At 62.0% G+C, this 23,057-nt stretch carries 18 protein-coding genes and 1 pseudogene; 8 read left to right on the top strand and 11 right to left on the bottom strand.

Features of this window, described 5'->3' with window-relative positions:
• The first annotated feature begins 247 nt into the window (after positions 1–247).
• Entirely contained in the window at positions 248–901 is a 654-nt protein-coding gene (locus tag BGC09_RS14715) for an ATP-binding protein (protein WP_141727799.1), read from the top strand.
• A 201-nt stretch (positions 902–1,102) separates the two neighbouring features.
• Here BGC09_RS14715 and BGC09_RS14710 read toward each other — a convergent pair whose 3' ends face one another.
• The gene (locus BGC09_RS14710; protein WP_084658928.1) at positions 1,103–2,374 is read right to left on the bottom strand and encodes an ABC transporter permease; all 1,272 of its coding nucleotides are present in this window, start codon (positions 2,372–2,374) and stop codon (positions 1,103–1,105) included.
• Positions 2,375–2,463: 89 nt separating this feature from the next.
• Positions 2,464–3,303, bottom strand: a complete 840-nt coding sequence (locus BGC09_RS14705) for an ABC transporter ATP-binding protein (protein WP_218104061.1) — start codon at positions 3,301–3,303, stop codon at positions 2,464–2,466.
• 377 nt (positions 3,304–3,680) lie between these two features.
• On the opposite strand from BGC09_RS14705, the gene BGC09_RS14700 reads away from it, so the two are divergent.
• Positions 3,681–4,334 (top strand): hypothetical protein, encoded by a 654-nt coding sequence (locus BGC09_RS14700; protein WP_069804743.1) that lies wholly within the window; start codon positions 3,681–3,683, stop codon positions 4,332–4,334.
• Between the two features lie 39 nt (positions 4,335–4,373).
• Positions 4,374–5,699 carry a thymidine phosphorylase gene (locus BGC09_RS14695; protein WP_069804742.1) on the top strand — a complete coding sequence of 442 codons (1,326 nt, stop codon included), beginning with the start codon at positions 4,374–4,376 and terminating at the stop codon, positions 5,697–5,699.
• Here the strand turns inward: BGC09_RS14695 and BGC09_RS14690 are convergent.
• On the bottom strand, positions 5,660–7,033 hold the full coding sequence (locus BGC09_RS14690) for a serine/threonine protein kinase (protein ID WP_084658924.1): 1,374 nt from the start codon (positions 7,031–7,033) through the stop codon (positions 5,660–5,662). The genes BGC09_RS14695 and BGC09_RS14690 overlap by 40 nt on opposite strands.
• A 283-nt stretch (positions 7,034–7,316) precedes the next feature.
• On the opposite strand from BGC09_RS14690, the gene BGC09_RS14685 reads away from it, so the two are divergent.
• The gene (locus BGC09_RS14685; protein WP_069804740.1) at positions 7,317–7,871 is read left to right on the top strand and encodes a gamma carbonic anhydrase family protein; all 555 of its coding nucleotides are present in this window, start codon (positions 7,317–7,319) and stop codon (positions 7,869–7,871) included.
• Between the two features lie 110 nt (positions 7,872–7,981).
• On the opposite strand, the gene BGC09_RS14680 is transcribed toward BGC09_RS14685, so the two are convergent.
• Entirely contained in the window at positions 7,982–10,009 is a 2,028-nt protein-coding gene (locus BGC09_RS14680) for a copper resistance CopC/CopD family protein (RefSeq protein ID WP_069804739.1), read from the bottom strand.
• 487 nt (positions 10,010–10,496) lie between these two features.
• Here BGC09_RS14680 and BGC09_RS23290 point away from each other — a divergent pair.
• A pseudogene (locus BGC09_RS23290) lies at positions 10,497–11,729 on the top strand (glycosyltransferase); the annotation flags it as partial.
• Positions 11,730–11,762: 33 nt separating this feature from the next.
• Here BGC09_RS23290 and BGC09_RS22260 read toward each other — a convergent pair.
• Complete coding sequence (locus tag BGC09_RS22260) at positions 11,763–12,425, bottom strand: response regulator transcription factor (RefSeq protein WP_084658940.1); 663 nt, start codon at positions 12,423–12,425, stop codon at positions 11,763–11,765.
• A gap of 669 nt (positions 12,426–13,094) precedes the next feature.
• Here BGC09_RS22260 and BGC09_RS14665 point away from each other — a divergent pair.
• The 3 genes from BGC09_RS14665 (at position 13,095) to BGC09_RS14655 (ending at position 16,898) form a co-directional block, all read left to right on the top strand.
• Positions 13,095–14,054, top strand: coding sequence for a phosphate ABC transporter substrate-binding protein (locus BGC09_RS14665; RefSeq protein ID WP_084658922.1), 960 nt, complete (start codon positions 13,095–13,097; stop codon positions 14,052–14,054).
• Positions 14,055–14,056: 2 nt separating this feature from the next.
• Positions 14,057–16,069 carry a HAMP domain-containing protein gene (locus tag BGC09_RS14660; RefSeq protein ID WP_069804735.1) on the top strand — a complete coding sequence of 671 codons (2,013 nt, stop codon included), beginning with the start codon at positions 14,057–14,059 and terminating at the stop codon, positions 16,067–16,069.
• 613 nt (positions 16,070–16,682) lie between these two features.
• On the top strand, positions 16,683–16,898 hold the full coding sequence (locus BGC09_RS14655; protein WP_069804734.1) for a helix-turn-helix domain-containing protein: 216 nt from the start codon (positions 16,683–16,685) through the stop codon (positions 16,896–16,898).
• A 409-nt stretch (positions 16,899–17,307) separates the two neighbouring features.
• Here BGC09_RS14655 and BGC09_RS14650 read toward each other — a convergent pair whose 3' ends face one another.
• The 6 genes from BGC09_RS14650 to BGC09_RS14625 all read right to left on the bottom strand — a co-directional run.
• Positions 17,308–17,847, bottom strand: a complete 540-nt coding sequence (locus BGC09_RS14650; RefSeq protein ID WP_069804733.1) for a DinB family protein — start codon at positions 17,845–17,847, stop codon at positions 17,308–17,310.
• Between the two features lie 15 nt (positions 17,848–17,862).
• A complete protein-coding gene (locus BGC09_RS14645) occupies positions 17,863–18,912 on the bottom strand; it encodes a ParB/RepB/Spo0J family partition protein (RefSeq protein WP_069804732.1) in 1,050 nt (349 codons plus the stop codon).
• Complete coding sequence (locus BGC09_RS14640) at positions 18,905–19,675, bottom strand: ParA family protein (protein WP_052890922.1); 771 nt, start codon at positions 19,673–19,675, stop codon at positions 18,905–18,907. Before BGC09_RS14640 ends, BGC09_RS14645 begins: the two co-directional genes overlap by 8 nt.
• A 301-nt stretch (positions 19,676–19,976) precedes the next feature.
• Complete coding sequence (locus tag BGC09_RS14635) at positions 19,977–20,828, bottom strand: ABC transporter permease (RefSeq protein WP_069804731.1); 852 nt, start codon at positions 20,826–20,828, stop codon at positions 19,977–19,979.
• A complete protein-coding gene (gene modA / locus BGC09_RS14630; protein WP_218104059.1) occupies positions 20,821–21,705 on the bottom strand; it encodes a molybdate ABC transporter substrate-binding protein in 885 nt (294 codons plus the stop codon). The genes BGC09_RS14635 and modA overlap by 8 nt, the downstream gene beginning before the upstream one ends.
• A 249-nt stretch (positions 21,706–21,954) precedes the next feature.
• A partial coding sequence (locus BGC09_RS14625; protein WP_069804730.1) for a magnesium transporter occupies positions 21,955–23,057 on the bottom strand: 1,103 nt, incomplete at its 5' end.

Genomic DNA, 23,057 nt, shown 5'->3' with positions numbered 1-23,057 from the left:
CCCGTCTGCTCCTTTGCCCCTCTTCCCAAACGAATTTTTTGGCCTTCCCCTCTGACAACGGTACCGCAATCGCTTCCTGCGGGGAATGACGGCGAAAAGTTCTCCCCCTGAGACGTTATATTCATGTGAAAATGTTATTTAAAGGCAGAGGCTGTAACACAAGAAGCCCGTGCTTGATCCTCCACTTCGTTATACAAGACGACTGCTGAAGGGGCGCGGGAACCCGTGAGGTTGGAAAGGAGTTGGTATGATGGCGCTCACAGTATTACTCCTCGGGAGACCGGGAAGTGGCAAGACGACGGCAGCTCACTATTTCCTTCAGCGTGCTGCTGTAGCTGGCCTGCGGGCCACGCATGTCGACGATTACGACCTGCTAGAGGAGAAATGTCAGGCCGATGCAGAGCAACGTCGTTTTCGACCATTGATCGTGAATGGTCGCTACTGTGGCTTCGATGTGCTGGACTTCAGCGTCATGGATGAGGTTCTTCTGGAGGCCGAGGCTCGCGTCGAGCGGCATCTCTCCCGCTATCCTGACAATGGCCTGGCCATGCTTGAATTCGCGCGTGACGATTATCTACATGCCCTCCGCCTGTTCAGCCCCAAATTTCTGCGCAATGCCCGGCTGCTCTACTTTCGTATCGATGTGGAGACCGCCATTCGGCGCGTGCGCCAACGCTACTGCCAGACTGGTTGCCAGCTCGTCTCAGAGCAGATTCTCCGCAACTATTACCATGATGACGGCTTCGTCGAGCAGCTCCCTCTGATTCAAAAGGATTTTCCTTTGCATCAGGCTATAGAAATCTGTGACAATAATGAAACTTTGCAACTCTTTTTACAACGTCTGGATCGCTTCTTTGAGCTGCTCTTGAAACAAGAGGCCTGGGCTGGACTGACCTGCTGAAGCGCACGCTCAGGCCCCTGGCGGCAGCCCTGGCGCGCTCTATCGAGGGCGTCGGTCGAACTGGCTGGAGTCGGGGGCGGTAGGTAGGCCCAGGGAGGGACTGGAACAGCTAACCATGCTCGGTTGTCCCTGGGCCTGCCTGCTGCCGCTGCCTGGGAGGGAGGCAAGGCAATGGGCTGCTTGCCTCCTTCTGGCGGAACGTCAGGCGCTGGTTGTCCTTGGCTGGAAGCGGAAGAGGACCAGGCCAAGAACAAAGCAGACAAGACCGTAGATGATCAACGCGAAGATGTTCGGCAGCACCTCGGCCAGCGTGCGCCCGCTGATCATCAGAGCATTGAGCGCCTCCATAGCCCAGGCCACAATACCCACGTGGGCCACGCCCTGCAGCCAGTCTGGTTCTAGCCACAGTGGCCACCAGGCCCCGCCGATGGCCGAAGTTGTCAGCGTGACGATGGTCAGCACCGGGGCGAGCTGACGGCGCGTTCGCACCAGCGAGACCAGCAAGATGCCGAAGCCGGTCATCGCGAAGCTGGAAACCAGCAGCAGGATGATCACCCCAGGCCAGTTGCTGACGTGCAGCTTGAAGACAAAGCTGCCGATCGCAAAGAGGAGAAGAAGCTGTAACATGGTCACCAGGAACTGGGTGAGCAGCTTGCCGCCGAGCAGGGCATAGCGCTGCACCGGTGCGATCAGCAGGCGGCGCAGGGTACCGCTCTCGCGCTCCTCCAGAATGCTGCCCGCCACCGACTGCAAGCCAAAGAGGGCGAAAAGAATGGCGTAACCGGGCAGGGCCACGTCGAATACATTGACCTGGGGCGGCACATTGCCGGCGTGGAGGCTGGCCACCTGGGCTGCGGGCAGCTCCTTGAAGCTGGCTGCGCCCACATTGCTGGCAATGCTCTGTGGGTTAACGCTGCCCGGCTCGCAATGATTGCCAGGCTGCTGACAGATGCGTTCAACCTCCTGGATGGCGGCGCTACCGGCAAAGGTAGCCGTGGCGAGCTGGCCGACGGCGCTCGTGACCAGGTTCTGCACGATAGCGCTGCTCGGGTCGTTGCTGCTCGGAATGGTATAGATCTGAACCAGGCTCTGCGTTGGCTCACCGCGGGCGGCTGCCTCTTGCAGTTTGGCCGTCGTGCCCGCCGGAATAATCACGCCGGTCACGGAGCCCTGTCCGTCGGCGACAGCTTTTTGGACGCCAGCGGCATCGCTATAGCGTGTCACATTGATCGTGAGCTGCTGGCTATGCTGGTCCAGAGCCTTCAAAACCGTCTGACCGACCAGACCGTGGTCCTGATCGCTGACCGCCACCTGGATCGTGATGGTGTTCTGGCCGGTGCCGTAGACACCGCTGAGGGCGAAGCCGACCGTGGCAACGAGTACCAGTGGAACCAGCAGCATCCAGATAAAGGACCAGCGGTCCTTCATCATTTGTAAGAAGTCTTTTTTCAGAATTGAGAACATAGCTTGCATGGCCGCTCCATCCTCCTAATCTGGCCGCGTGTCTGAGGAAGGCGCCTCTCAGGTGAGTGCCGTCCTGGGCAAGGCCGGGTCGACCGGTCTTAGAGATCGCGCAAGGTTTTGCCGGTTAACTGGATGAACAGTTCCTGTAGACCGTGGGGACGATAGACAGCGCGTGTCTGATCGCGCATGGCCAGAAGCTGCTCCAGCGTCCCCAATGCGATGATGCGCCCCTCGTCCATGATGGCGATGCGCCGACAGAGTCGCTCGGCCTCCTCCATATAGTGGGTGGTATAGAGGACAGTAGTGCCGCTGGCGGCCAGCTTTTCGATGTTCTCGAAGATGTGCTCGCGCGACTGAGGATCGACGCCGACGGTTGGCTCATCCAGCAGCAAGACCCGCGGGCGATGCATCAGGGCCACGGCGAAGTTGAGCCGACGCAGCATCCCACCAGAAAAGTTCTTCAAAGGCTCCTTACGGCGCTCGTAGAGGCCGACGAATTGAAGCACTTCCTCGGCCCGGACCCGGCGCTCGTGGACCGGCACGCCATAGAGCGAGGCGAAGAAATCGAGATTCTCCAAGGCATTGAGATCGCGGTAGAGGGCGATCTCCTGGGGTACCACCCCGAGCAGACGCTTGACGGCCTGGGTCTCTCGTCTTACGGAGTAGCCGCAGACGAGGGCCTCTCCCTCGTCTGGTGGCAGGTAGCCACACAGGATATTGATGATTGTGCTCTTGCCGGCTCCGTTCGGTCCGAGCAGACCGAAGATCTCGCCTTCTGTAATACTAAAGGAGACGCCCTTGACGGCCTCCAGCTTGCCGAAACGCTTGACGAGGTTGCGCACCTCGACAAGGTTCCCGGTCTCGGACCTGGCTGCCGCCACAGATGTGCTCCGGCTCTCAGTCTCAGCCCTGGAGCGTGGCTCTTGCTCTTCTGTCACTCCCTGGTCCCTCCTCTCCTCTCTGTAAATCTGTAAAGGCGACGATAGCTCTCTGAGGCAAGTCGGAGTTCTGGGATCTCTCGCCTGCATTGCTGCTGCTGGTGTTCGTCCCCGTACTCTGTTGCTCTTGCCTGATCTTGATTGCAAAGGTAGTATAAAGGACAGCCAGGCCGGTCAAGAAGGATCGAACGACCTATTTTAGAGAGCGTCAGTGCATGCGTTTATGCCTATGACGAAAGTCACGGCTGGGGGAGCAGGAGCGAAGATGCTGGATGGGCCTGGCCGGGCGAGCGATCCCGCCGTGCATGATATACTGAACTGGCTGATTGCTGGTCAAGAGCCGACCGCTCTGAAGGAGCAGAGGAAGGAAGAGAGCTATGCGTTGCCCCTATTGTGGTCAGGTCAACACGGATGCAACACGCTATTGCCTGCGCTGTGGGAGAGCCATCGGCACGGTGCAGCAACCACCCCTGTCGACGCGCCCCCCAATAGCGCCAGCCGTTCCGCCATCGCCAGTGGTGCGGGGTCAGCGGGGCCGCCTGCCCAGTCCCGGCATCGTCGAAGCCTCAGCTCGGCCCGTAGCCGCAGCCGCGGCCCCACTGGGGGAGACAGTGGCCCCTGCTGGCCCACCGGAGGGCTTTCCACCCAGGACACTGGCGCAACTGCAAGGGCTGGCGGCAGCAGCGGCGCTTGCCTACACGGTGGGGAGCAACAAGCCAGAGGCCGGCAACAAAAAGGTTGTCGAGATCGTGTATCCTCCTTGTCCCGCCTGGCAGCAGGTTGCCACGCTCTACAAAGCCCTCTCTGAGCATGATGACGAGCGCTACGATAGCGTGATTATCCGCGGCTTCTACGAAGAGAGCGATCTGCGCTTTGCTTTCAACAATGGGCGACTCACCTTTGATCGGCGGGCCCGCCTGGGGGGGCAGCTCATCAGGCGCTATCTGATCGAGACCCATCGAGGTTTCGAGGTCAACTCGGTGCGCATTGTGCTCACAGAGGAATGGCCCGCGGAGCAGCTACGCTCTTAGTCTGGCAACGATTACTGGGTGAAGGAAGAGCAGAGCAGTATGCAAGCTGTTGAAATTATCAGAAAGAAGCGAAACGGGGAGGCGCTCACCACCGGAGAGATTGACTGGTTAGTCGAGCAGTACACGCACGAGCACATCCCTGATTACCAGATGGCGGCCTGGTTAATGGCGGTCTGCTGGAGAGGGATGGATGACCGCGAGACGAGCGATCTGACGCTGGCGATGGCCCGTTCGGGCGAGCAGCTGCGTGTCCGCGAGCGGCTGCAGCCGGTCGTAGACAAGCATAGCACTGGTGGAGTGGGAGACAAAGTCACCCTGGCGGTGGCGCCGCTGGTAGCCGCCTGTGGTGTGGCGGTGGCCAAGATGACCGGGCGTGGCCTGGGTCATACGGGGGGGACCGTCGACAAGCTGGAGTCCATCCGTGGACTGCGCACAGCCCTGACCCGCGAAGAATTTCTGAGCATCTTGCAGGAGCACGGCCTGGTCCTCGCGGGCCAATCGGCAGAGCTGGCGCCAGCCGATGGCAAGATGTATGCGCTGCGCGATGTCACGGCGACGGTCGATAGCATTCCCCTGATCGCGGCCAGCATTATGAGCAAGAAACTGGCCGTGGGGGCCTCCCATCTACTGCTGGATGTCAAAGTTGGGGTGGGCGCCTTCATGAAGACACGCGAGGAGGCCCATGAGCTGGCGCGTATCATGGTAGAGATTGGGCAGCGCGCCGGCCTCTATACGGAGGCTGCTGTCACGGCAATGGAGCAACCGCTGGGGCGGGCCGTTGGCAATGCCCTGGAAGTGGCCGAGGCCGTTGCCATCCTGCGTGGTGAGGGGCCAGCGGATGTCAGCCAACTCTGCCGTCACGAGGCTGCCGAGCTGCTCGTCATGACCGGGGCTGCGCCCACACACGAGGAGGCCGGGCGACGGGTGCAGGAGGCGATCGAGAGCGGGCGCGCGCTGGCCAGGCTCGCGGAGGTCTGCCAGGCTCAAGGAGGCGACCCGCGGCAGATAGAGCAGCCGGAGCGTCTGCCGCGAGCGCCAGTGATCAGTATGCTGACTGCCCCACGCAGCGGCTATATTGCTGCCATCCATGCTGAGCGTCTGGGGCTGGCGGCCATGCGCCTGGGAGCGGGCCGCTTCAAAAAAGGTGATCCCATCGATCACCGGACCGGGCTACTGCTCCAGGCGAAGGTCGGCGACTATCTCCAGGCGGGTGATCCCCTGGTCGAGATTCACGCGCGCAGTGAGGAGGAGTGCGCCGCCATTCGTCAAGAGCTGCTTGCCTGTTATCACTGGAGCGAGACCCCGGTCAGCAGCGGCCCGCTGATCTACGAGATCCTGACCCCCAGCCAGAAAGGGGCGTCCTGAAGCTGGCTGAGCAGGTAGAGGCTCAGGCTGAAGATGCCCAGCAGCAGGAGCACGAGCAAGACGAGGAAAAAAACAAGCCGTCGGTGGCGGCGCTTGAACTGCTGTGAGGGACGAAGAGGGCGCTCCTGGGTCTGGGGCAGGACGGCTGGCACCTGGGCAGTCTGCTCTGAGGGGGAGGCGGCGGCTTTGAGCTGCTCGGCGGGGATCGCCATCGTTGGCTCGGCGGCGAACTCTTCGGGCGAGCAGGTTGGGGGAGTTGACTGAGAGCCAGTGGGGGCCAGCGCTTTAAGCGTGATGGCGGCGGCTCCCGCCGCCCCACTCGAAGCCGGGCTGGAGCCAGCGGGGTTGGCGCCACGGCTCAGATGCAGGCGCATCAGCCGCTGATAGGCCCGGCGCTCTTCGAGAGAGACGATCCGTTCGAGCGCGTGAAAGAAGGCCCGCGCCGACTGGAAGCGATAGAGCGGGTCCGCCCGCGTGGCGATGGTGATCAGGGCACTCAGCGCCGGCGAGAGGCCAGGGTTGAGACGCGCCACCGGCTCCAGGCGCCCGTTCTTGCCAAGCGGATTCTGACCGGTGACCATTTCGTGGAGCAGGACGCCCAGGCTGAAGAGGTCTGATCGCTCGTCGCACTGGCCGCCGCGTTGATACTGCTCGGGAGCGGCGTAGCCCGGAACGCCCGGCTCGAAGTCGGCATAGAGCTGGCCGTTGCGCAGATAGCAGGCACACCCAAGGTCAAAAAAGACCAGCCGCCCGCCCGAGGTCAGAATCACACTGGCAGGGCGCAGGCCGCGGTAGATCACCGGAGGCATCTGGGAGTGCAGATAGTCAAAGAAGTCGCAGATCTGCATGGCATAGCTGAGCGCCTCCAGCGGTGGCAGCGCCCCTTGCTGGCGCAGATAGCTGGCCAGCGTTGGCCCTGCACAGTATTCCAGGACGAGGTACCAGTAGCCATCTTCGAAGAAGTAATCGTAGAGCACCGGTATGGCCGAGTGACGCAGGCGCACCAGCAGGAGCGCTTCGCGCACGAAGCGATCGGTGTATGAGCCACCGCTCAGGGGAAAGTCTTCCTGCCGCCCAGACAACGGCGCCTTCTTCTGTCGGTGGGTCAGGGCAAGGTCTAGCTCCTCAGCGACACTCTCCGGTAATGGCCGGTCGCCCGGTAGCTGCTTGAGCGCCAGCGGCGTGTCCAGCGTCACGTGTGACGCCAGGAAAAGGCGCCCGGCTCCTCCATAGCTCAATGCTCCTTCAATGCGATATTCGCCATGACGCAAGGTGCGGCCTGTGCCGTGTAGCGATGGTCTCTCACTCTTCCAACCGGTCGATAGACCTGACATCGTTTCTACCCTTCCTGCACTGCTACCGCCTGACAGACAGTGTGTCAATATAACGCTTCTATACTAAACGAGGATAGCCACCGCGTCAAGAAGAAAAAACGCCTTTTGCATCTAATATAGTTATATATATCGATAGAAGAAGACATGTAGAAGCCGGGGAAGCGTTGTCGGGCGGCCAGGACGGTGAGTACTATGATGAGAGAGCGGGCGAGCGTCGGCCAGGGAACTGGCCGTTGCTCTGGTGGCCCGCAGCCGTTGGAAACTTTCCTGTGAGGAGAGCGAAATGCCTGTATTGCCTTTTAAAGGAATATTGCCACGCATTGCTCACGATGTCTTTATTGCTCCTGGAGCCTATGTCATAGGCGATGTTACCATTGGTGAGGGAGCGAGCATCTGGTATAACAGCGTGATTCGCGGAGACACGGGGCCGATTGTCATCGGGAAGCGCACCAACATTCAAGACAACTGTATCTTGCATCTTGATGCTGACGCTCCCCTGACCATCGGCGAGGAATGCACCATTGGTCATGGCTGTGTCATCCACGGTGCGACTCTGGGCGACCGTGTCCTGTTGGGCATGAAAGCGGTTGTTCTCAATCATGCCCGCATTGGGGAAGAGACCATAATTGGGGCCTGTGCCCTGGTGAGCGAGGGCAAAACGATTCCGGGTGGGGTTCTTGCCTTTGGGTTGCCAGTGCGCGTCGTACGCACTCTGACGCCGGAGGAGATCGAGCACATCCGTGGCAGCGCTCAGCGCTATGTGGAGCGGGCGGCTCATCATCGGGAGGCGTTACGCGAGATCGGCCAGCGCGGCGAGGAACGTCCCCCCAACCTTTAGGCGATTGGTCTGGCTGGCTGACTGGCTGGGTGCTGTCTGCTGGTTAGCCAACCAAGCCAGCCAACCAGCCAGCCAGGGAGTGAGGACCAGGGTGAGATTTCGCGCTCGACTCAGCTCAGTGAGAATTCAAAGGTCGTTTGCAGCGGTGCCTGGCCGGGGCGCTCGATGGTCAGCTCAAGCTTCCACAGACCCGCCATATCGAAGGTTGTGCGTGGAGGGAAGGTTGCCACATAGGCTGGCTGTCCTTGATTCAGCGTCTGCTGGACCGTGCCCATATCCATCAGCACCATATTGATGGCCAGGATCAGGCGGGCGTTAGTCACGGGCTGGCCGTGGCTATCCGTGAGCACAATCACGACCGTATTGGGGCTATTGACGCGGCCTGGCGTGACCAGGAGCGAGACCGTCAGGTCGCCAACCTGTTGCGCCGCGGTCACTGGTGCGTTTGGAGACGCTGTCTGCCCTGTCTGATTCTGGTTCTGGGCTGCCTGCGCGTAGTTGAGCTGAGGGAAAGCGATAGGGGGAGCGAAGAAGCTCATCAGGGCGGCGCAGAGCAGGATCGCCATGCCGACCCACGACTGTGCCTTGAGCAGGCGCCCGAGCTGACGCTCTGTCTGGAGGAGGGCCTCGCGGCGCGTACGGCGGGCTGGCAGCTCGGCGTCGACCACCGGCAAGAGCAGCGTCTGGCGTGCCAGCCGGGGTGTGATGCGGAAGAGCATGAAGAGCGTCAGGGCCAGGAGGAGAGCGATCAGGGCCTGGCGCACCAGCAGAGTGCGGCCATAGGCGGTTGAGAGCAGGGCCTGGAGATCAGAGAAGACGCTCTCCGCGAGGAAGAGCTGACTGACCAGCAGCACAGCCATTGCCGTCAGTAGCAGGGGGGTCAGGCGACGGGTCAGGGTCACCAGCAGATCGGCGTGGTGATCCGGCTCAACGGCTGCGAGCAAGGGCAGCAAGACGTAGCCCAGGTAGGCCAGGCCCCCGAACCAGACGGCCTGAGCCAGCAGGGCCAGCCAGGAGAGCACGATGGCGCTGATGTGGAGGGAGGTCTGTTGCACCTCATCGCTGGTCAATGTCCAGGCGAGCAAGTAGAGGGCGGCCAGGGTCAGCCAGAGCACGGTATCCCAGGGCGAAAGAGGGAGGTTACTGCCGCCTGGGGGAATTTCCTCGGTCGTCACCAGCTCCTTTGTCACCCGGTACTCCTGCGTCACCTGGCGCCGGAGCTGTCCGAAGCGCGAACCGCGGCGGCGCTGGAGCACGCGCGCCACGCCGGCGGTCGCTCCTTTGGGGGTACGCCGGCGGCCAGTCACCGCCAGCCAGAGCAGTGCCAGGGCGATCAGGGCCAGCCGCGCCAACCAGAGCGGGCCATAAGAGGTTGTCAGCAGCACAGCCCGCAGGGCCTGCCACTCGATGCCCCCGCTAGCCGAGGTCTGGCTGAGGCTGGCGGAGCGCAGAATCAAGGTAATCACCTCGCCGACCAGCAGCGCAGTCAGGCAGAGCCATTGTAGTGGACGGGCCCGCGCCCGTGCCCGCATGAGCAGGTCCAGCGAGCGGGCTCGGCGCTCCATGACCAGTTGCTCCATGACCAGCAGACCGACCCAGAAGGTCAGAGCCAGCAGGACCAGCCACTCCCAGGCTACCGAGAGGATGCCGAGCAGGTCCAATGTTGGCAAATAGTTACTGGTGGTCGGACCAAGGATAGTCTGGCCGGGCAGGCCGGTGCTGGAGTGACCGATATTGAAACCAATTGCCCCCTGGGTTGTGCGCCCGTCGTTGGCGGCCAGGGCTGTCCAGCGAACCAGATAGCTCCCTTCGCTTAAATTCGGCTGCAAAGGGGTATCCAGCTCCCGGGGATGACCGGAAGGGATATAGCTGGCGGTAGCGTTCACAACGCGCTCGTTCGGATCGAAGACCAGGGCCCTGCTGGCGGAGCTGATGGGGCCATTAAAAAAGATCCGCACCATCCTTGGCGGTGTTGCGACCGTTGAGCCGTCAATCGGCTCGGAGCCAATCACAAAAGCGTGCGCCTGTACTGCCGGAGCCGGCGTCAGGGGGGACCAGGCGTGAAGCAAGATGATACCCGCAATGAAAAGCGCGCTGAGTGCTAGCCTGGGGTATCGTCCGTACCGTCCATACCGCATGCTATTCCTCTTTTTTTCAATCCCTTTTCAATCCCTTTTCAATCCCTAAGCGGGCTCAAGCGGCGTTCTGACGGTCCCCCCTCTAGAGGAGTAGCATCTGGAGCGGCGTCGGTCAAGGGTGTTCGATGATCCCCAAAAAACGGTCACGAGTAGCCGCTTCTATGCGGTCATGATGCCAGCCCCTGTGGCCCTGCGGCGGCCAGGGAAGCCTTTCCACAGCCGGGCGAAAAGATGGCAGGGAGGTTCTCCTCTCTTCTGCTGCCTGTGCTGAATGGTGCAGCCCCAGGCGCTCCGCTCGGGTCTCCCCATCTCGGGGACGCCCGCCAGACCGCTGTCGCGTCGGCATATGCCGCCGCAGCGGGACGACACGCCTCTATGCCAGCTCGGCCTGTCACAAGCAAGAATGTTTCACTCTTCGTGATTGTACATCAGCGGGGACGCGGTCGCAATATTTCAAGCATCGGCCAGGAGCTGCTATAATAAGACTATGAGCCGGAAGTTGCTCAGGCGGGTCGCCCTGGTGTCGAAGCAACCTGGTCGGACCGCGCGTCTTGTGCTCCGCTGCTACGGCCTGGCGACGGCGGCCTTCTACCTCTTCCTACACTGGATTGCCCACCCGTATCGACGGAGCGCCCCCCTGCGGCATCAGCCGCCCGGGGCAGGGACCCGGGGGCTGCCCGTTGTTTCGATCATCGTGCCGGCACGCAATGAAGAAGCCACTATCTGGCGCTGCGTGCGCTCGCTGCTCTTCCAGGACTACCCCGCCGACTACGAGGTGATTGTGGTCGACGACGGCTCGACTGACCAGACGTGGGCCATTCTGGAACGCCTGGCGAGGGAGCCAGCCGCGGCGGGCCGTCTGCGCCTGATCTCGCTCGGCGAGGAACTCCCCCCGGGCTGGGCGGGCAAGCCGCATGCTCTGCACAGCGGGGCCAGTCAGGCCCGCGGCACCTGGCTCGTCTTTACCGATGCCGACAGCTTCTGGGCGCCGCATACCTTGCGCCTGACCCTGGGCGAGGCCCTGGCACGAGGTCTTGATCTGCTCTCACTGGTGCCCGAGCAGATTATCGCCGATGGGTGGAACCGCCTTACGCTCCCTCTGGCCCTCATGGGCATGAGCCTCCAGTTCCCTCCACCCCTTGTCAATCAGCCGTGCTGTCCGCTGGCCACAGCCAATGGTCAGTATATCCTGCTGCGCCGTTCTGTGTACGAGGCTCTCGGTGGCTATGCCCATCCCAGACTGCGCCACTCGCCGCTTGATGATCGCGACCTGGCCGCCCTCCTGAAGCGTCACGGCTATCGCCTGGCCCTCTGCGATGGGCGAGGGCTGGTACGTGTCCAGATGTATCGGGGACTGTCAGCTCTCTGGCGGGGCTGGCGCAAAACCATCTTTGTCGGCAGTGGAGGACTCCCTTTTATGGTGGCCGCCCTGCTGGGGCTGCCGCTTGTTGTAGTGGGGCCTTTCCTGTTACCCCTGCTGCTCTGGCTGGGACGAAACTGGTGGCGCCAGCAAGGGGTCGGCACAGGTGAGGCTGTGCTTGCTAGCTGCCTCACACTGCTCCCCCTCCTTACCTATCGTCGTGCGCTCGATCAGTCCCTCGGCTTACCCTGGTACCAGGCCCTGGCCCATCCGCTGGGCGGCCTCCTGTTCATAGGCATTCTGGCCCAGGCCTGTTGGCACAGACTCACAGGACGCGGCGTCGAATGGCGTGGCAGGATCTATGGCGCTTCCTCGCGCGCCGCGGCTCCCGGCTCACAGCCCCTCGTCGGCCAGCAGGCCCTGACGCAGACCAAAGATAGCCGCCTGGGTGCGGTCGCGAATGCCGAGCTTCTGGAAGATGACCGAAAGGTAATTCTTGACGGTCTTCTCCGAGTAGGAAAGCTGAGCGGCGATTTCGCGGTTGCTCATACCTTGCGCAACGTAGCGAATGATCTCTATTTCTTTTTCCGTCAGGTCATTCAGAGTTGGAGCGCCTGGCGCACCTGGTTGCTGAGAGAGACGGCGTAGCTCGGCGAGCACAGGGCCAGTCAATTCCGGCTCAATCAACGCCCCGCCAGCGTGCACTGTGCGAATAGCGCGGATCAGTTCCTGTGAGGAAGCGCTCTTGAGGAGGTAGCCGCGGGCGCCATTCTTGATGGCTCGCAGGACCTGGGGATGCTGGCGGTGCATGGTCAGGATGATGATGGCGACCTGGGGCAGCTCCTCGGCCAGCTGGCGCGTCAGCGCCAGGCCGTCCATCTGCGGCATGCTGATGTCGAGCAGGACCACGTCGGGAGAGAGTTGGCGAATGACACGGAGGGCTTCCGGGCCATCGGCAGCCTCGCCGACAACCTTGAGATCCGGCTCTAGTTCGAGCAGATGGCGCAGGCCCTCGCGCATCAAGGTATGATCATCGGCCAGCACAACACGGATCACACTCTGCTCCCCCGACCTCTCCGAGACCACCTGCTCCGCTGGCCGGATAGAAGGCGAGACGACAGCTGTCTCTGCGGTAGCGATCGGAACTGAGGCGGTGGGCGGCAGCACGCTGGTCGCTCCGACTCCAGGGGCCATTCTCAAGGTGGGCGTTGCCGTACCTGACCGGCTATGACTGCTATAGCTAGAGGAATGTTGCTTTTTACGCTGCTGGGGCATAGCTCGCTTACCTTTCGCCAGACGACTCCATATTCTTTTTCAAGATAAAAGGCTGCTCTCCTCTCAAAGTGTGTCTTCCTGGTTAGATTATACCAGGCAGTCAAGCAGTGGAGCCAGGGCGACCAGGAGAGTGTATCAGCGCCCTCCCTCCGCTGAGCAGCCACCTGCTCAAAGGAGCAGCCAGCCGTTTCCCTTCTCAGCAAGCTGACCTCCTTGCGGCGAGACGGTGGAGAGATTTAACATTGCGATCAACTTTCTTTCACCTGCGATTAACGGCAGCTTAAACAAAGTCTTGCATAAGATGTGAAGGAGGCACCCAAGGCTCTGCGGGCCTGCGAACCCGCCGATCCAGGCGGTCGCCGGGCGCGCAGAGCGCCAGGCGAGTGTGCCAGATCTGGTGGTCTTTTTCAATTATCGATTTTTTTCAATGACTGATACCAATTGATAAAAATGGTAAGCAGAAAAAGAAGGAGAGGAAACAGCGCTGCCCTGATCGGTTTTGGTCTCATCGTACTCATCATCCTGGCGGGGTGTGGGGAAGGAGCAGACTCGCAAAGTGCTCTCAGTGGGAGGCTGCACATTGCGGGGTCGACCGCCTTGCAGCCTCTGGTCAGTGCTGCTGCCAGCCTTTTTGAACGCCAGCATCCCCAGGTACATATTCAGGTGGACGGAGGAGGGAGCCGGGCCGGCCTGGCCGCTGTTACCAGCCACCAGGCAGACATCGGCGACTCAGATATCTACGCGGACCCGGCCATTTATCCCGATCCCAACCTGACCGATCATATTGTCTGCGTGATCCCTTTTGCAATGGTGGTCAATTCCGATGTCACCATCACCTCGCTGACACGCCAACAGATCATAGATATTTTCTCGACGGGGCGCATCAGCAACTGGAGCCAGGTAGGCGGCCCTGACCTGCCCATTGTGCCAGTTGTGCGTCCCCAGACCTCCGGCACGCGCGACACCTTCCGCAAATACATTTTGGGAGGGCGCGACGAGAAGGGCAAGCTCCTGCAGACCGACTCTTCCGTGACCGTGCGCGAGACCGTAGCGCACACGCCGGGGGCCATTGGCTACCTGGCGCTCTCTGTGCTGACCCCGGCGGTGCGTGTTCTGGCTATCGAAGGAGCCAGGCCCACGCTCGCCGATATTGTGGCCGGTCGCTATGTTTTCTGGAGCTATGAACACATGTATACGCTGGGCGACGACAATCCCCTGCTGAGCGCCTTCCTTGACTTCATGCTCAGCGCACCAGTACAGCAGAAGGCGCAGGAGATGGGTTATATTCCCATTGCGGCTATGAACCTCAACGGGAGCAGCGGAAAAGGTGCCAGTGCGCTCTCCCTGGCCGTAGTGACTGGGCCAGCGCAAGAGCGCGCCTTCGCCTTCAGCCGCAGGAAGGAGGGGTAAGGATGCAGCAGCCAGCCCAGAGAAAGGGCCAGGCGCAACTCCCCTCGCTGGCGACCTCCTCGCTACCACAAGCGGGAGTGGCCTTCGGCGACGGCCCCAGCCTGCGCATTCGTCCGCGCTCGCGGCGCAGCGGCAACCTGCTCCTCAATCTCTCTATTGGCAAACGTCTCACGCTTGGCTTCCTGCTGGCCGCTCTCATCGCGGCCATCGCCGCGGGCCTGATTGGTGTCTTGCGCTCTCAATCCCTCAGTCGACAGTCGGGCTTTTATCAGAAACTGCTGAGTATCAACACCTCGCTCACCACCGGCGCCGACTATCTCCAGCTCATGAACACCGAAGTACACAATCTCATGGCCTCCGCCAGCGCCCCGGCACCATCCCACGAAACGATCACTCAGGAGCGTCAGGCCATCGCGGGACTGGCGACGCGCTATGACACCATCCTGTCGACCTACGTTGCTCAGGATCTGCTGGTCAACCATCCTGATGAGATGGGACTGCTCGCCGAGGCCGGTCAGAGCGGCCAGCAAGGGCAGCAACAAACCCTCCTGGCCAGCGCCCTACGGACCTGGCATCTCTATCGCGCCGCCCAGGACCAGGTTTTGCAGGACATTGCCCAGGGCAATCTCAGCGAGGCCCAGAACCTGCTACGCTTCCAGGTTGAGCCGACCAATGCCGACGCGCTCAGCGCTCTGCGGGCCCTCATTCAGCTCAATCAGCGCCTGGCCGCCGCCGTGCAGCAGGCGGCAGCCGTCGAAGAGCGCAACCAGCTCATCACCAGCATCATCGGTGCCATCGTCGCTTCACTGGCCATCGTCCTCGTCGGCTGGTTCATCTCAGGCACGCTCGTCCGTCGTCTGCGCCACCTGCAGCAAGTCACGCGAGCCATCGAGAGCGGGCAGCTGGAGGCGCGCGTCACCGTCATCGGGCGCGACGAGATCGCAGAGGTCTCGGCGGCCTTTAATGCCATGCTGGAGACCCTGCTCAACCTGCTGGAAGAGACCCGGCGCCAGCGCGATGCCCTGACCAACGCTGCCGAGCATCTCTTCAGCGACATGCGCGTTGTCAGCGCCGGCGATCTGCGTATTAATGCCCCGGTAAGCGATGACCCCATTGGCCTGCTTGCCAACGCTTTCAATTTCACCGTCGGGCGCTTCCGGCGCTTTGTCCTGCGGGTGCAAGTGGCGATTCAGCAGCTGGAGGTCATCGCACGCCGGCAACAAGAGCATGCCGAGGCCCTCAGTCAGAACCTGCACCTCCTGCAGGTCCCAGCGCGGCCAGAGAGCCAGACCCCGGGCCTGGGAGGCAGCTCGCTCTCTCTGACCGAGAGAGGCCGTACGCCCTCCGGTGCCTTGACGACGCCCCCGGCGGCTGGCAAGAACCTGGGTGAGAGGGTGGAGCGCGAGCTGAGCGAGCTGAAAGGCCGCCTGCGCCGCAGCCGTGAGCGTCTGCAGGGGGTGCTCGACGGCACCACCGTCGAGCAGCTGCAGCGCCTGAGCGCTCTGCTACGCCAGATCGAGGAGGAGGCCGCCCGACCTTCCCGCTGGACTGCCAACGCTCAGGGCATTCGCCGCGAGCTGCACATTCCTACTCCTCTGCTCCAACAACTGGAGCAGGGACTGAGCGCCCTCCAAGAGCAGCTAGCATCTTCATTGAAAGATGTCGATCGAGAGCTGCTGACTGTAGGGCAAGAGATGAACCGGCTGCGGATGAAGCTGAACACCGTTGGCGGCGCGGCCTCTGGTAGTGCAGGAGGAACAGCGGGAGGAGGAGAGAGTGCTGAGGTGGTGCGTCTCGCCCTGGCCTTCGCCAGCGAGGTCAATACGCTGGCCCAACAGCTAACGACGGTGATCCAAGAGATGCGCAGCAGCCTGGTTGGTTTCCAGTTCGAAACAGTGGAGGCAGGGAGCGCCAGCAGCGAGCCATCGGGGCGGCTGCAAGCGCCGGGAGGGGCAACGATTGGGCACATTTCCGCTTCTCCTACCGATCTGCTTTCACGTTCCCTGCGCCTTTAGCGCTGGCCTGACCAGGCCCTGACCAGGCCCTGACCAGGCCCTGACCAGGCCCTGACATGGGGTCCCCCTCTCTTGGGCGGGAGATCCATCTTTGCCCCGGGGGTGGGTCGGGCCAGCGCCCCTCGTTGGCTGGCTGACCGGTAGCCTGGAGCCGCCGCAAGAGAGAGGCTGCTTCTGAGCTGGCGTGGGATTGGGCCCCAGGCTCTCTTTCTTCCTGACACTCTCTCCTGGCCCTCTCCCCCGTGAGAGATCTTCTTGCCTGCTTGTTTGCTCATGGGAGCGTCAGGCGCGCCCGGCGCTCCCTGCCCTCATCTCCTTAACATAGCGCTCTGCATTGTTGCGAACATGCGATGTGTTTGAGAGGCGCTCATGTTCACTCTGTGCGACACTTTTAGCTTCGCTGTCAGCGCGAAGACTCCCCTTCATGGCTATTTCTGTCGCAAACCCTTGAAAAAGAAAACGTGATCGCATATGATAGGCACATATCAATGAGATACATACATACGTTCATACCGTCATCAGTAATTATATGGCTCAGGAGGGAGGCGGTCACGATGCGTGAAGCCCGTCTTCCGTTTCCTATCCCTCTGTACCTGGAAAGGAGTGACCATACATGGAAGAATTGTTAACCGTCAGCGAAGTTGCCCGCCTCTTGCGCGTCGAGACCACCACCGTGAGGCGCTGGATCAAGAACGGCATGCTAGAGGCCATTCTGCTCCCCCATCACGAGAAGGAGAGCAAGCGGCATGGCTACCGGATCAAGCGCACGACGCTTGATAAGCTCCTGGGCGAGTCGCCTCGTGACTCGGTCTCAGAGCCGCAGAGCTGACTGACGGCGAGCAGGCAGATACGGGCAGGGAGCCAGGCACGACCGACGGAAAGTCTGGTTCCCTCTGCTATCCTGAGCCGGGCCGAGGCCGAAGGTGCTGTCCGTCCGGTCCGGTCCGGTCGAAATGGGCTGATGGGTAGTAGTCGGCGGTGAGCTGTCTTTCCCTCCGTATGTGTTTGTACGTTCTGAAGTAAAAAACGAAACAAGAGCAGGTAGGGTTTCCTTCCTGCTCTTTTCGTTTCTTGCTCTTGCTCTGGCGCCGAACTGCTGAGCTGAGGACTGGACGGAGGGGGGGCCGACAGAGTGGAGAAGGAGGTCTCCAACCGGCCTGATGAGGTTAATGAGGCGCCGCTGATCTCATCTCGCACAAAAGACGAGAGCGAGGGCGGACTGGCTCAGCGGGAGGCGTTCAAGAGGGGGAAAGCGAAGAATTCGCCGACGCCGCCTGCGAGGTCCCGCTGTCGCTACTGCGAAGGCGCTCGCGGATCTCCACCAACTGGTGGGCATGCTGCCGATCATGCTGAGCCAGGACATTCACCAGCTGGTAGAACTTCAGCGCCCCCCAGGCGTGGTGGTGGCAGGGGCGTTCCCAGGCGGCAGGAGGCAGCTCAGCCAGGAACTGGAGGATCTCCTCGCGGCGGGCCGCCATGCCAGCCAGCACCGCGTCCAGCGAGAGGTCGCGCGCCGTCTCGCGTGTCACTCGCGGCCCCTCTGCCTCCAGCGCTGGCAGCTCGGGATTGTCCTCCTCCTGCACACGTCGCATTTCCTGCAGGGTCAGCCCGTCGACCACGTAGAGATGATAGGCCACTTCCAGAGCTGACCAGTCCTCGGGTGAGGGGTGGCGCTCCAGCTCGGCGGCCTGAAAGCGAGCTAACTCAGCCAGAAACTCGGTGCGTGCCGCCACTAACTTCGGACGCACCTTTCCAAAAGGATCTTCCAAGGTAGCCATCGCAGCCTCCCGAAACTACTCCACTTCGTTTTTGACCAGGCGGGCGTAGAGTCGCTCCAGCTCCTCCTGATTATTGAAATGCAGAACGAGCGTGCCTTTCCCCCTGGCGTTGCAGCGCAGATCGACTTTCACCATCAGCGAATTACGAAACTGAGACTCCAGCTCCTCCAGGTCGGGCGAGCGTACCGGGGCCGCGCGGCTGGGAGTGGGACGGGTGGGCTGCTCCAGACTTTTCCAGCCGCGCACCAGCTCCTCCGTCTCGCGCACCGTGAGGCGGCGAGAGAGCACCTGATGGAGCGCCTCCTCCTGGTCCTCGTAGCTAGAGAGGCCGGCGATCGCCCGGGCGTGGCCTTCCGTAAAGTGCTCGCCGGGGTTCAGTAGCCTCTCGCGGACGGTAGGGGCCAGATTCAGCAGGCGCAACGTATTGGTGATAGTTGTGCGCTGCTTGCCGACGCGCTCGGCGATCTGCTCATGAGTCAGGCCGAACTCCTGGGCCAGAGTCTGGTAAGCCAGGGCCTCCTCGATTGGGTTCAGATCGGCCCGCTGGACGTTCTCGATCAAAGCCAGTTCCAGCATCTGCTGGGGGCTGGCCTCCTTGACAATCACCGGTACCTGAGAGAGGCCGGCCAGGCGTGCAGCTCTCCAGCGGCGCTCACCGGCGATCAACTGGTAGCGAAGTGGAGAGGAGGCGGTGCTCGCCCGCGCCTCCGAGGCGGGAGCAGGAGCGGCCCAGGGGTCATCTTCGGGAGCGCCAGCCCAGGGATCAGGGGGGGCGACGCTCTCCTCCTCCAGGCGTGTCACGATCAGCGGCTGCAGCAGACCATGCTCTTTAATGGAGGCGCTCAGCTCCAGCAGAGCGGGGTCGTCGTCACGGCAGAGGCGCCGCGGCTGACGTGGGTTAGGCAAAATACTGTCGATGGGAACCAGCTGAATCGCGCCCTCGGCCTCCGCCCGCGGCAGCGGTTGGTGCGCGACGGGGGCCTCCGTGGCGGGAACGGGAGAGGCGCCCGAGCCAGAGAACAGAACATCGAGACCGCGCCCGATTGGAGACTTCTTATTAACCACGGGCCATTACCTCCTCTGCCAGCGCGCGATAGGCGAGGGCGCCGGGCGAATCGGGATCGTAGTCCAGAATCGGCTGCCCGAAGCTGGGGGCCTCGCTGAGGCGCACATTGCGATTCACGATCGTATTAAAGACCTCGTTCGGAAAATGCCCGCGAACCTCACGGACGATCTCGCCGGCCAGGCGCGTGCGGGGATCGTACATCGTCAGCAGGACGCCGGCGATGTAGAGGTCGGGGTTCAATTTATTCTTCACGAGCTGGATCGTATTCAGTAACTTGGTGAGGCCCTCCAGGGCCAAATATTCGCACTGGATCGGAATAATGACGCCATCGGCGGCCACCAGCGCATTGACGGTCAGCAGGCCGAGCGAGGGTGGACAATCGATCAAGATATAGTCACAGCGGCGCCGAATAGGCTCCAGCGCCTGGCGCAGGCGCTGCTCGCGGGCCAGGGCGCTAACCAGCTCGATCTCCGCCGCGGCCAGATCAACGGTACAGGGCGCGACTACTAGCTCACGGCGTTTGGTCGGTACGATGACATCAAAAATGGTGACACCTTCGTCCTGCCTGACCAGCAGGTCATAGACGGTGTGTTCGCGCACCTTCGGAGCAACGCCAATGCCGCTGGTCGTATTGGCCTGCGGGTCCATATCAACCAGGAGCACTTTGCGACCCGCGGCTGCCAGATAGGTTGCAAGGTTGATAGCGGTGGTGGTTTTGCCCACACCGCCCTTCTGGTTGGCGATTGCGTAGACTTTCGACACTGGTTACTTCCGTACCTTTCTGATCGAACCGATCCGTCGCCGGGCGGGTGTAAAGGATGTACTGACAGCATGACCGCGCGTGTTGCAAGTGGCACCTACATTGTAACAAATGGGAAGAGCTGACGCAACTAGGAACAGCTTTTCTCGCCCCCGCCCTCCTCCCTCTCCGCTCTCCTCTCTCCTCAGCCTCTCGCCGACCGTCCTTGCTTTGCTTGCCTCTCTGGGGGCGAGAAGCCTCTTTGAGAGGTCAGGCTGAGGTGCGTTGCGTGCCTGGGGAGAGCTACGCCTGCGCCTCTTTTCTTTAGCTCTCGCGCCCCAGGCGCAGGGCCAGCAGCAAGGCGAAGGAGACCGCCAGCACCAGTACCGAGAGCGCTACCGCCGCATCGAGATTGGTTTCTGCTGCGATGTAGATGGCGATCGGCATGGTTTGCGTCGTTCCGGGGAAGTTGCCGGCGAAGGTAATGGTGGCTCCAAACTCGCCCAGGGCCCGGGCCCAGGTCAGGCCCATGCCGCTCAGCAGGGCCGGGCGGATCAAGGGCAGGACCACGCGGCGAAAGGTATAGAAGGGCGAGGCCCGTAGTGTATAGGCCGCTTGCTCGTAGCGAGGATCGAGTTGCTCCAGGCCGGCGCGGGCGCTGTTGACGAAGAACGGGGCCGATACGAAGGTCTGAGCCATGACCACGGCCACTGTTGTAAACGGCAGGCTGATCCCTGCGGCGCTCAGGTAGCGGCCCAGCAGCCCGAAGCGACCGAAGGTCAGCAGCAAGGCCACGCCGGCCACCACCGGCGGTAGCACTGTTGGCATCGTCACCAGGGTTTCTAAGAGCCGTCGGCCTGGCAGCCGTGTGCGTGCCAGAACCCAGGCCACCGGGAGACCAAAGAGCACGCTGAGCACCGTGCTGGCAGTGGTAGTGATCAGGCTCAACTGCAGGGCCGCAAAGGTGTCAGGCTGGGTCAAGGCGCTCCAGAGCTGCTGTGGCGGCTCATGCACGAGCAGGGCCGCCAGGGGAATGCCCAGAAAGAGCAGAAAGCTGGCGGCCAGCAGTCCGACCAGGATAGCCATCAGGGCGCGGCCCTGCGCGGGTGAAAGCCAGGGACGCCGGCCTCGTGGCCTGGTTGTGCCGGGGGCCGGCGTCTGCTGCACATCAACCATTCTTCGGAATGAACTGATACTTCTCCAGGGTCGCCTGTCCCTGCGGCCCAAGGACATAGTCCACAAAGCCCTGCGCCTCAGAGGCGTGCGCCGAGGTCTTGACGACCGCGATCGGGTATTGAGCGATGACGTTAAACTCGTCCGGGATCGGGATGATCTTGACTTTGCCCTGAGCGCTGGCGGCATCGGTCTGGTAGACGCAGCCGGCATCGGCCTCGCCCAGCTCAACCTTCTGCAGCACTGCCGTCACATTGTCCTCCTGGGAAATGACGTTGCTCAGCAGGGCCTTCTCGAACTGAGGACCGTAGGTCGAAGATTGGGCCATCTTATCGAAAGCCTGGCGGCAGTATTTCCCTGCGGGCACGGTGGAGGCGGCGATGTCGAACTTCAGGCCCTTCTTGGCCAGGTCTTGCAGCGAATTGACACCGGCGGGGTTGGAGGAGGGCACGATGATGACCAGCCGATTCTTGGCGAAAACCTGGGGATTGCTAACCAGGCCAGCCTGGCTGGCTTTGTTCATATTATCCAGATCGGCTGAGGCGAAGACGTCCGCCGGCGCACCATTGGCTAATTGCTGCTCCAGTACCTGCGAGCCGGCAAAGTTGAACTTGAAGCTGACGTTGGAGTGGGCCTTGTGATACTGGTTGGCGATGTCCTGAAAGGCATTCTTGAGGGAAGCTGCAGCGAAAACATTAAGGGTGACCGCCGGGGCGCTGGCGCCACCGGTGCTGCTCGTGCTTCCACTGCTGCTGCCGCAGGCGGCCAGCCCCAGGGCCAGAGCCAGAACCAGCATGAGGGCGCCGGGCCAGAGCCGCCAGCGGGCCTGGCGGCGCGGCAAGGTTGAGAAATAGGCTGTTCGCGCGGGGACAGTGGACATGGTGGGCCTCCTTCTTCTCCCTACTCTCTAGCTATGAGCGCGCTTGAAATAGAGGTGAAAACTCTATTTTTGAGTATTCACAAATTGAGTATAGAGAAGGAATTGCCGAGATGTCAAGCCAGGAAAGGAGTCAGGCGGAGCGAGAATGAGCGGGGGAGGAAAGAAGAAGGCAGGGGTTAGCCATCCGAGCAGGGGCGGGTCGCGCTCTGGCTGTTCGTGGTCGACGACCCGCCATCCCTGTAGCAGGAGTCAGCCCGTATAGAGTGGGCCTGTCAGCAAAGGCAGCGTGATGCCCAGAAAAGCGCAGACGCTGAGGACCGCGATCAGTGGGTCCAGCAGTGGGGCATTGAGCAGGCTACCGCGCAGATGGAGGCGATAGAAGAGCGTTGGCAGCACCAGGCCCAGGATAGCGGCCAGGAGGAGCGTCAGGCCCAGGCCGAACCCCATCGCCAGCGCCAACAAGGGCGAGCCGAAGAGGACCCAACTGAGTATGGCCACGCAGACGCTCGCCAGGATGCCGCCGGCGGTTCCCAGCTGTAGCTCGCGGAAGAAGCCGCGCCAGAAATCGCGTCCGCGCTGTGAACGCAGCTGCCAGCCGGTGACGCCGAGCGCCTGTGAGCCCACACTACCGCTGGTGAGCAAGAGCATGGGCAGCAGCGAGACCATGCCGCTGAGCGTGGTAGGTGAGTGGAGCGCGCGCAAGAGGCCGCCGAAGGTCGCCGGGTCCTGAGCCAGGCGAGCGCTGGCGCGCAAGACTGGGCCGAACAGGCCATGCAAGAGCAGTGCCAGCAGCAGGCCAGCGGCGACATTGACCGCCAGCCAGGTCACGCGCCCGAGCACGGCGCGCCAAGAGAGCGTTTCCTCTTCGGCAGTGAACTCTTCGACGCTCGTGCCGGCAATCTCTGAGAGATCCTCGGCTTGCTCTTCGCGGATCACGTCGATCACGTCGTCCACCGTAATCAGGCCGACCAGGCGGCCCTCCTCATCGAGCACTGGCAGCGCCAGCAAATCGTAGTGCGAGATCAGGCGAGCTACCTCTTCCTGGTCGGTATCGGTGTGGACGTGGATCACATCAGGATTGAGCAGGTCTTGCAAGCGTGTCTGCGGATCGGCGGTCACCAGGCTCCGCAGGGAGACCACGCCCGCCAGGTGCTGCTCATCATCGACTACGTAGAGGTAGTAGATGGTCTCCAAATGATCGGCGTGGCGGCGCAGGTAGGCCAGTGCCTCCTCGACCGTCAAGTGTTGCGGCAGCCCGAGCACGCGAGTTGTCATCAGGCCGCCGGCAGTTTGTTTGTCATAGTGAAGCAGATCGCGCACCTGGCGGGCCGCCTCGGCAGGCAACAGATTCA

This window comes from Thermogemmatispora onikobensis, assembly GCF_001748285.1.
Taxonomy (GTDB): Bacteria; Chloroflexota; Ktedonobacteria; order Ktedonobacterales; family Ktedonobacteraceae; genus Thermogemmatispora; species Thermogemmatispora onikobensis.
This window is presented reverse-complemented; position numbering and strand designations above follow the sequence as displayed.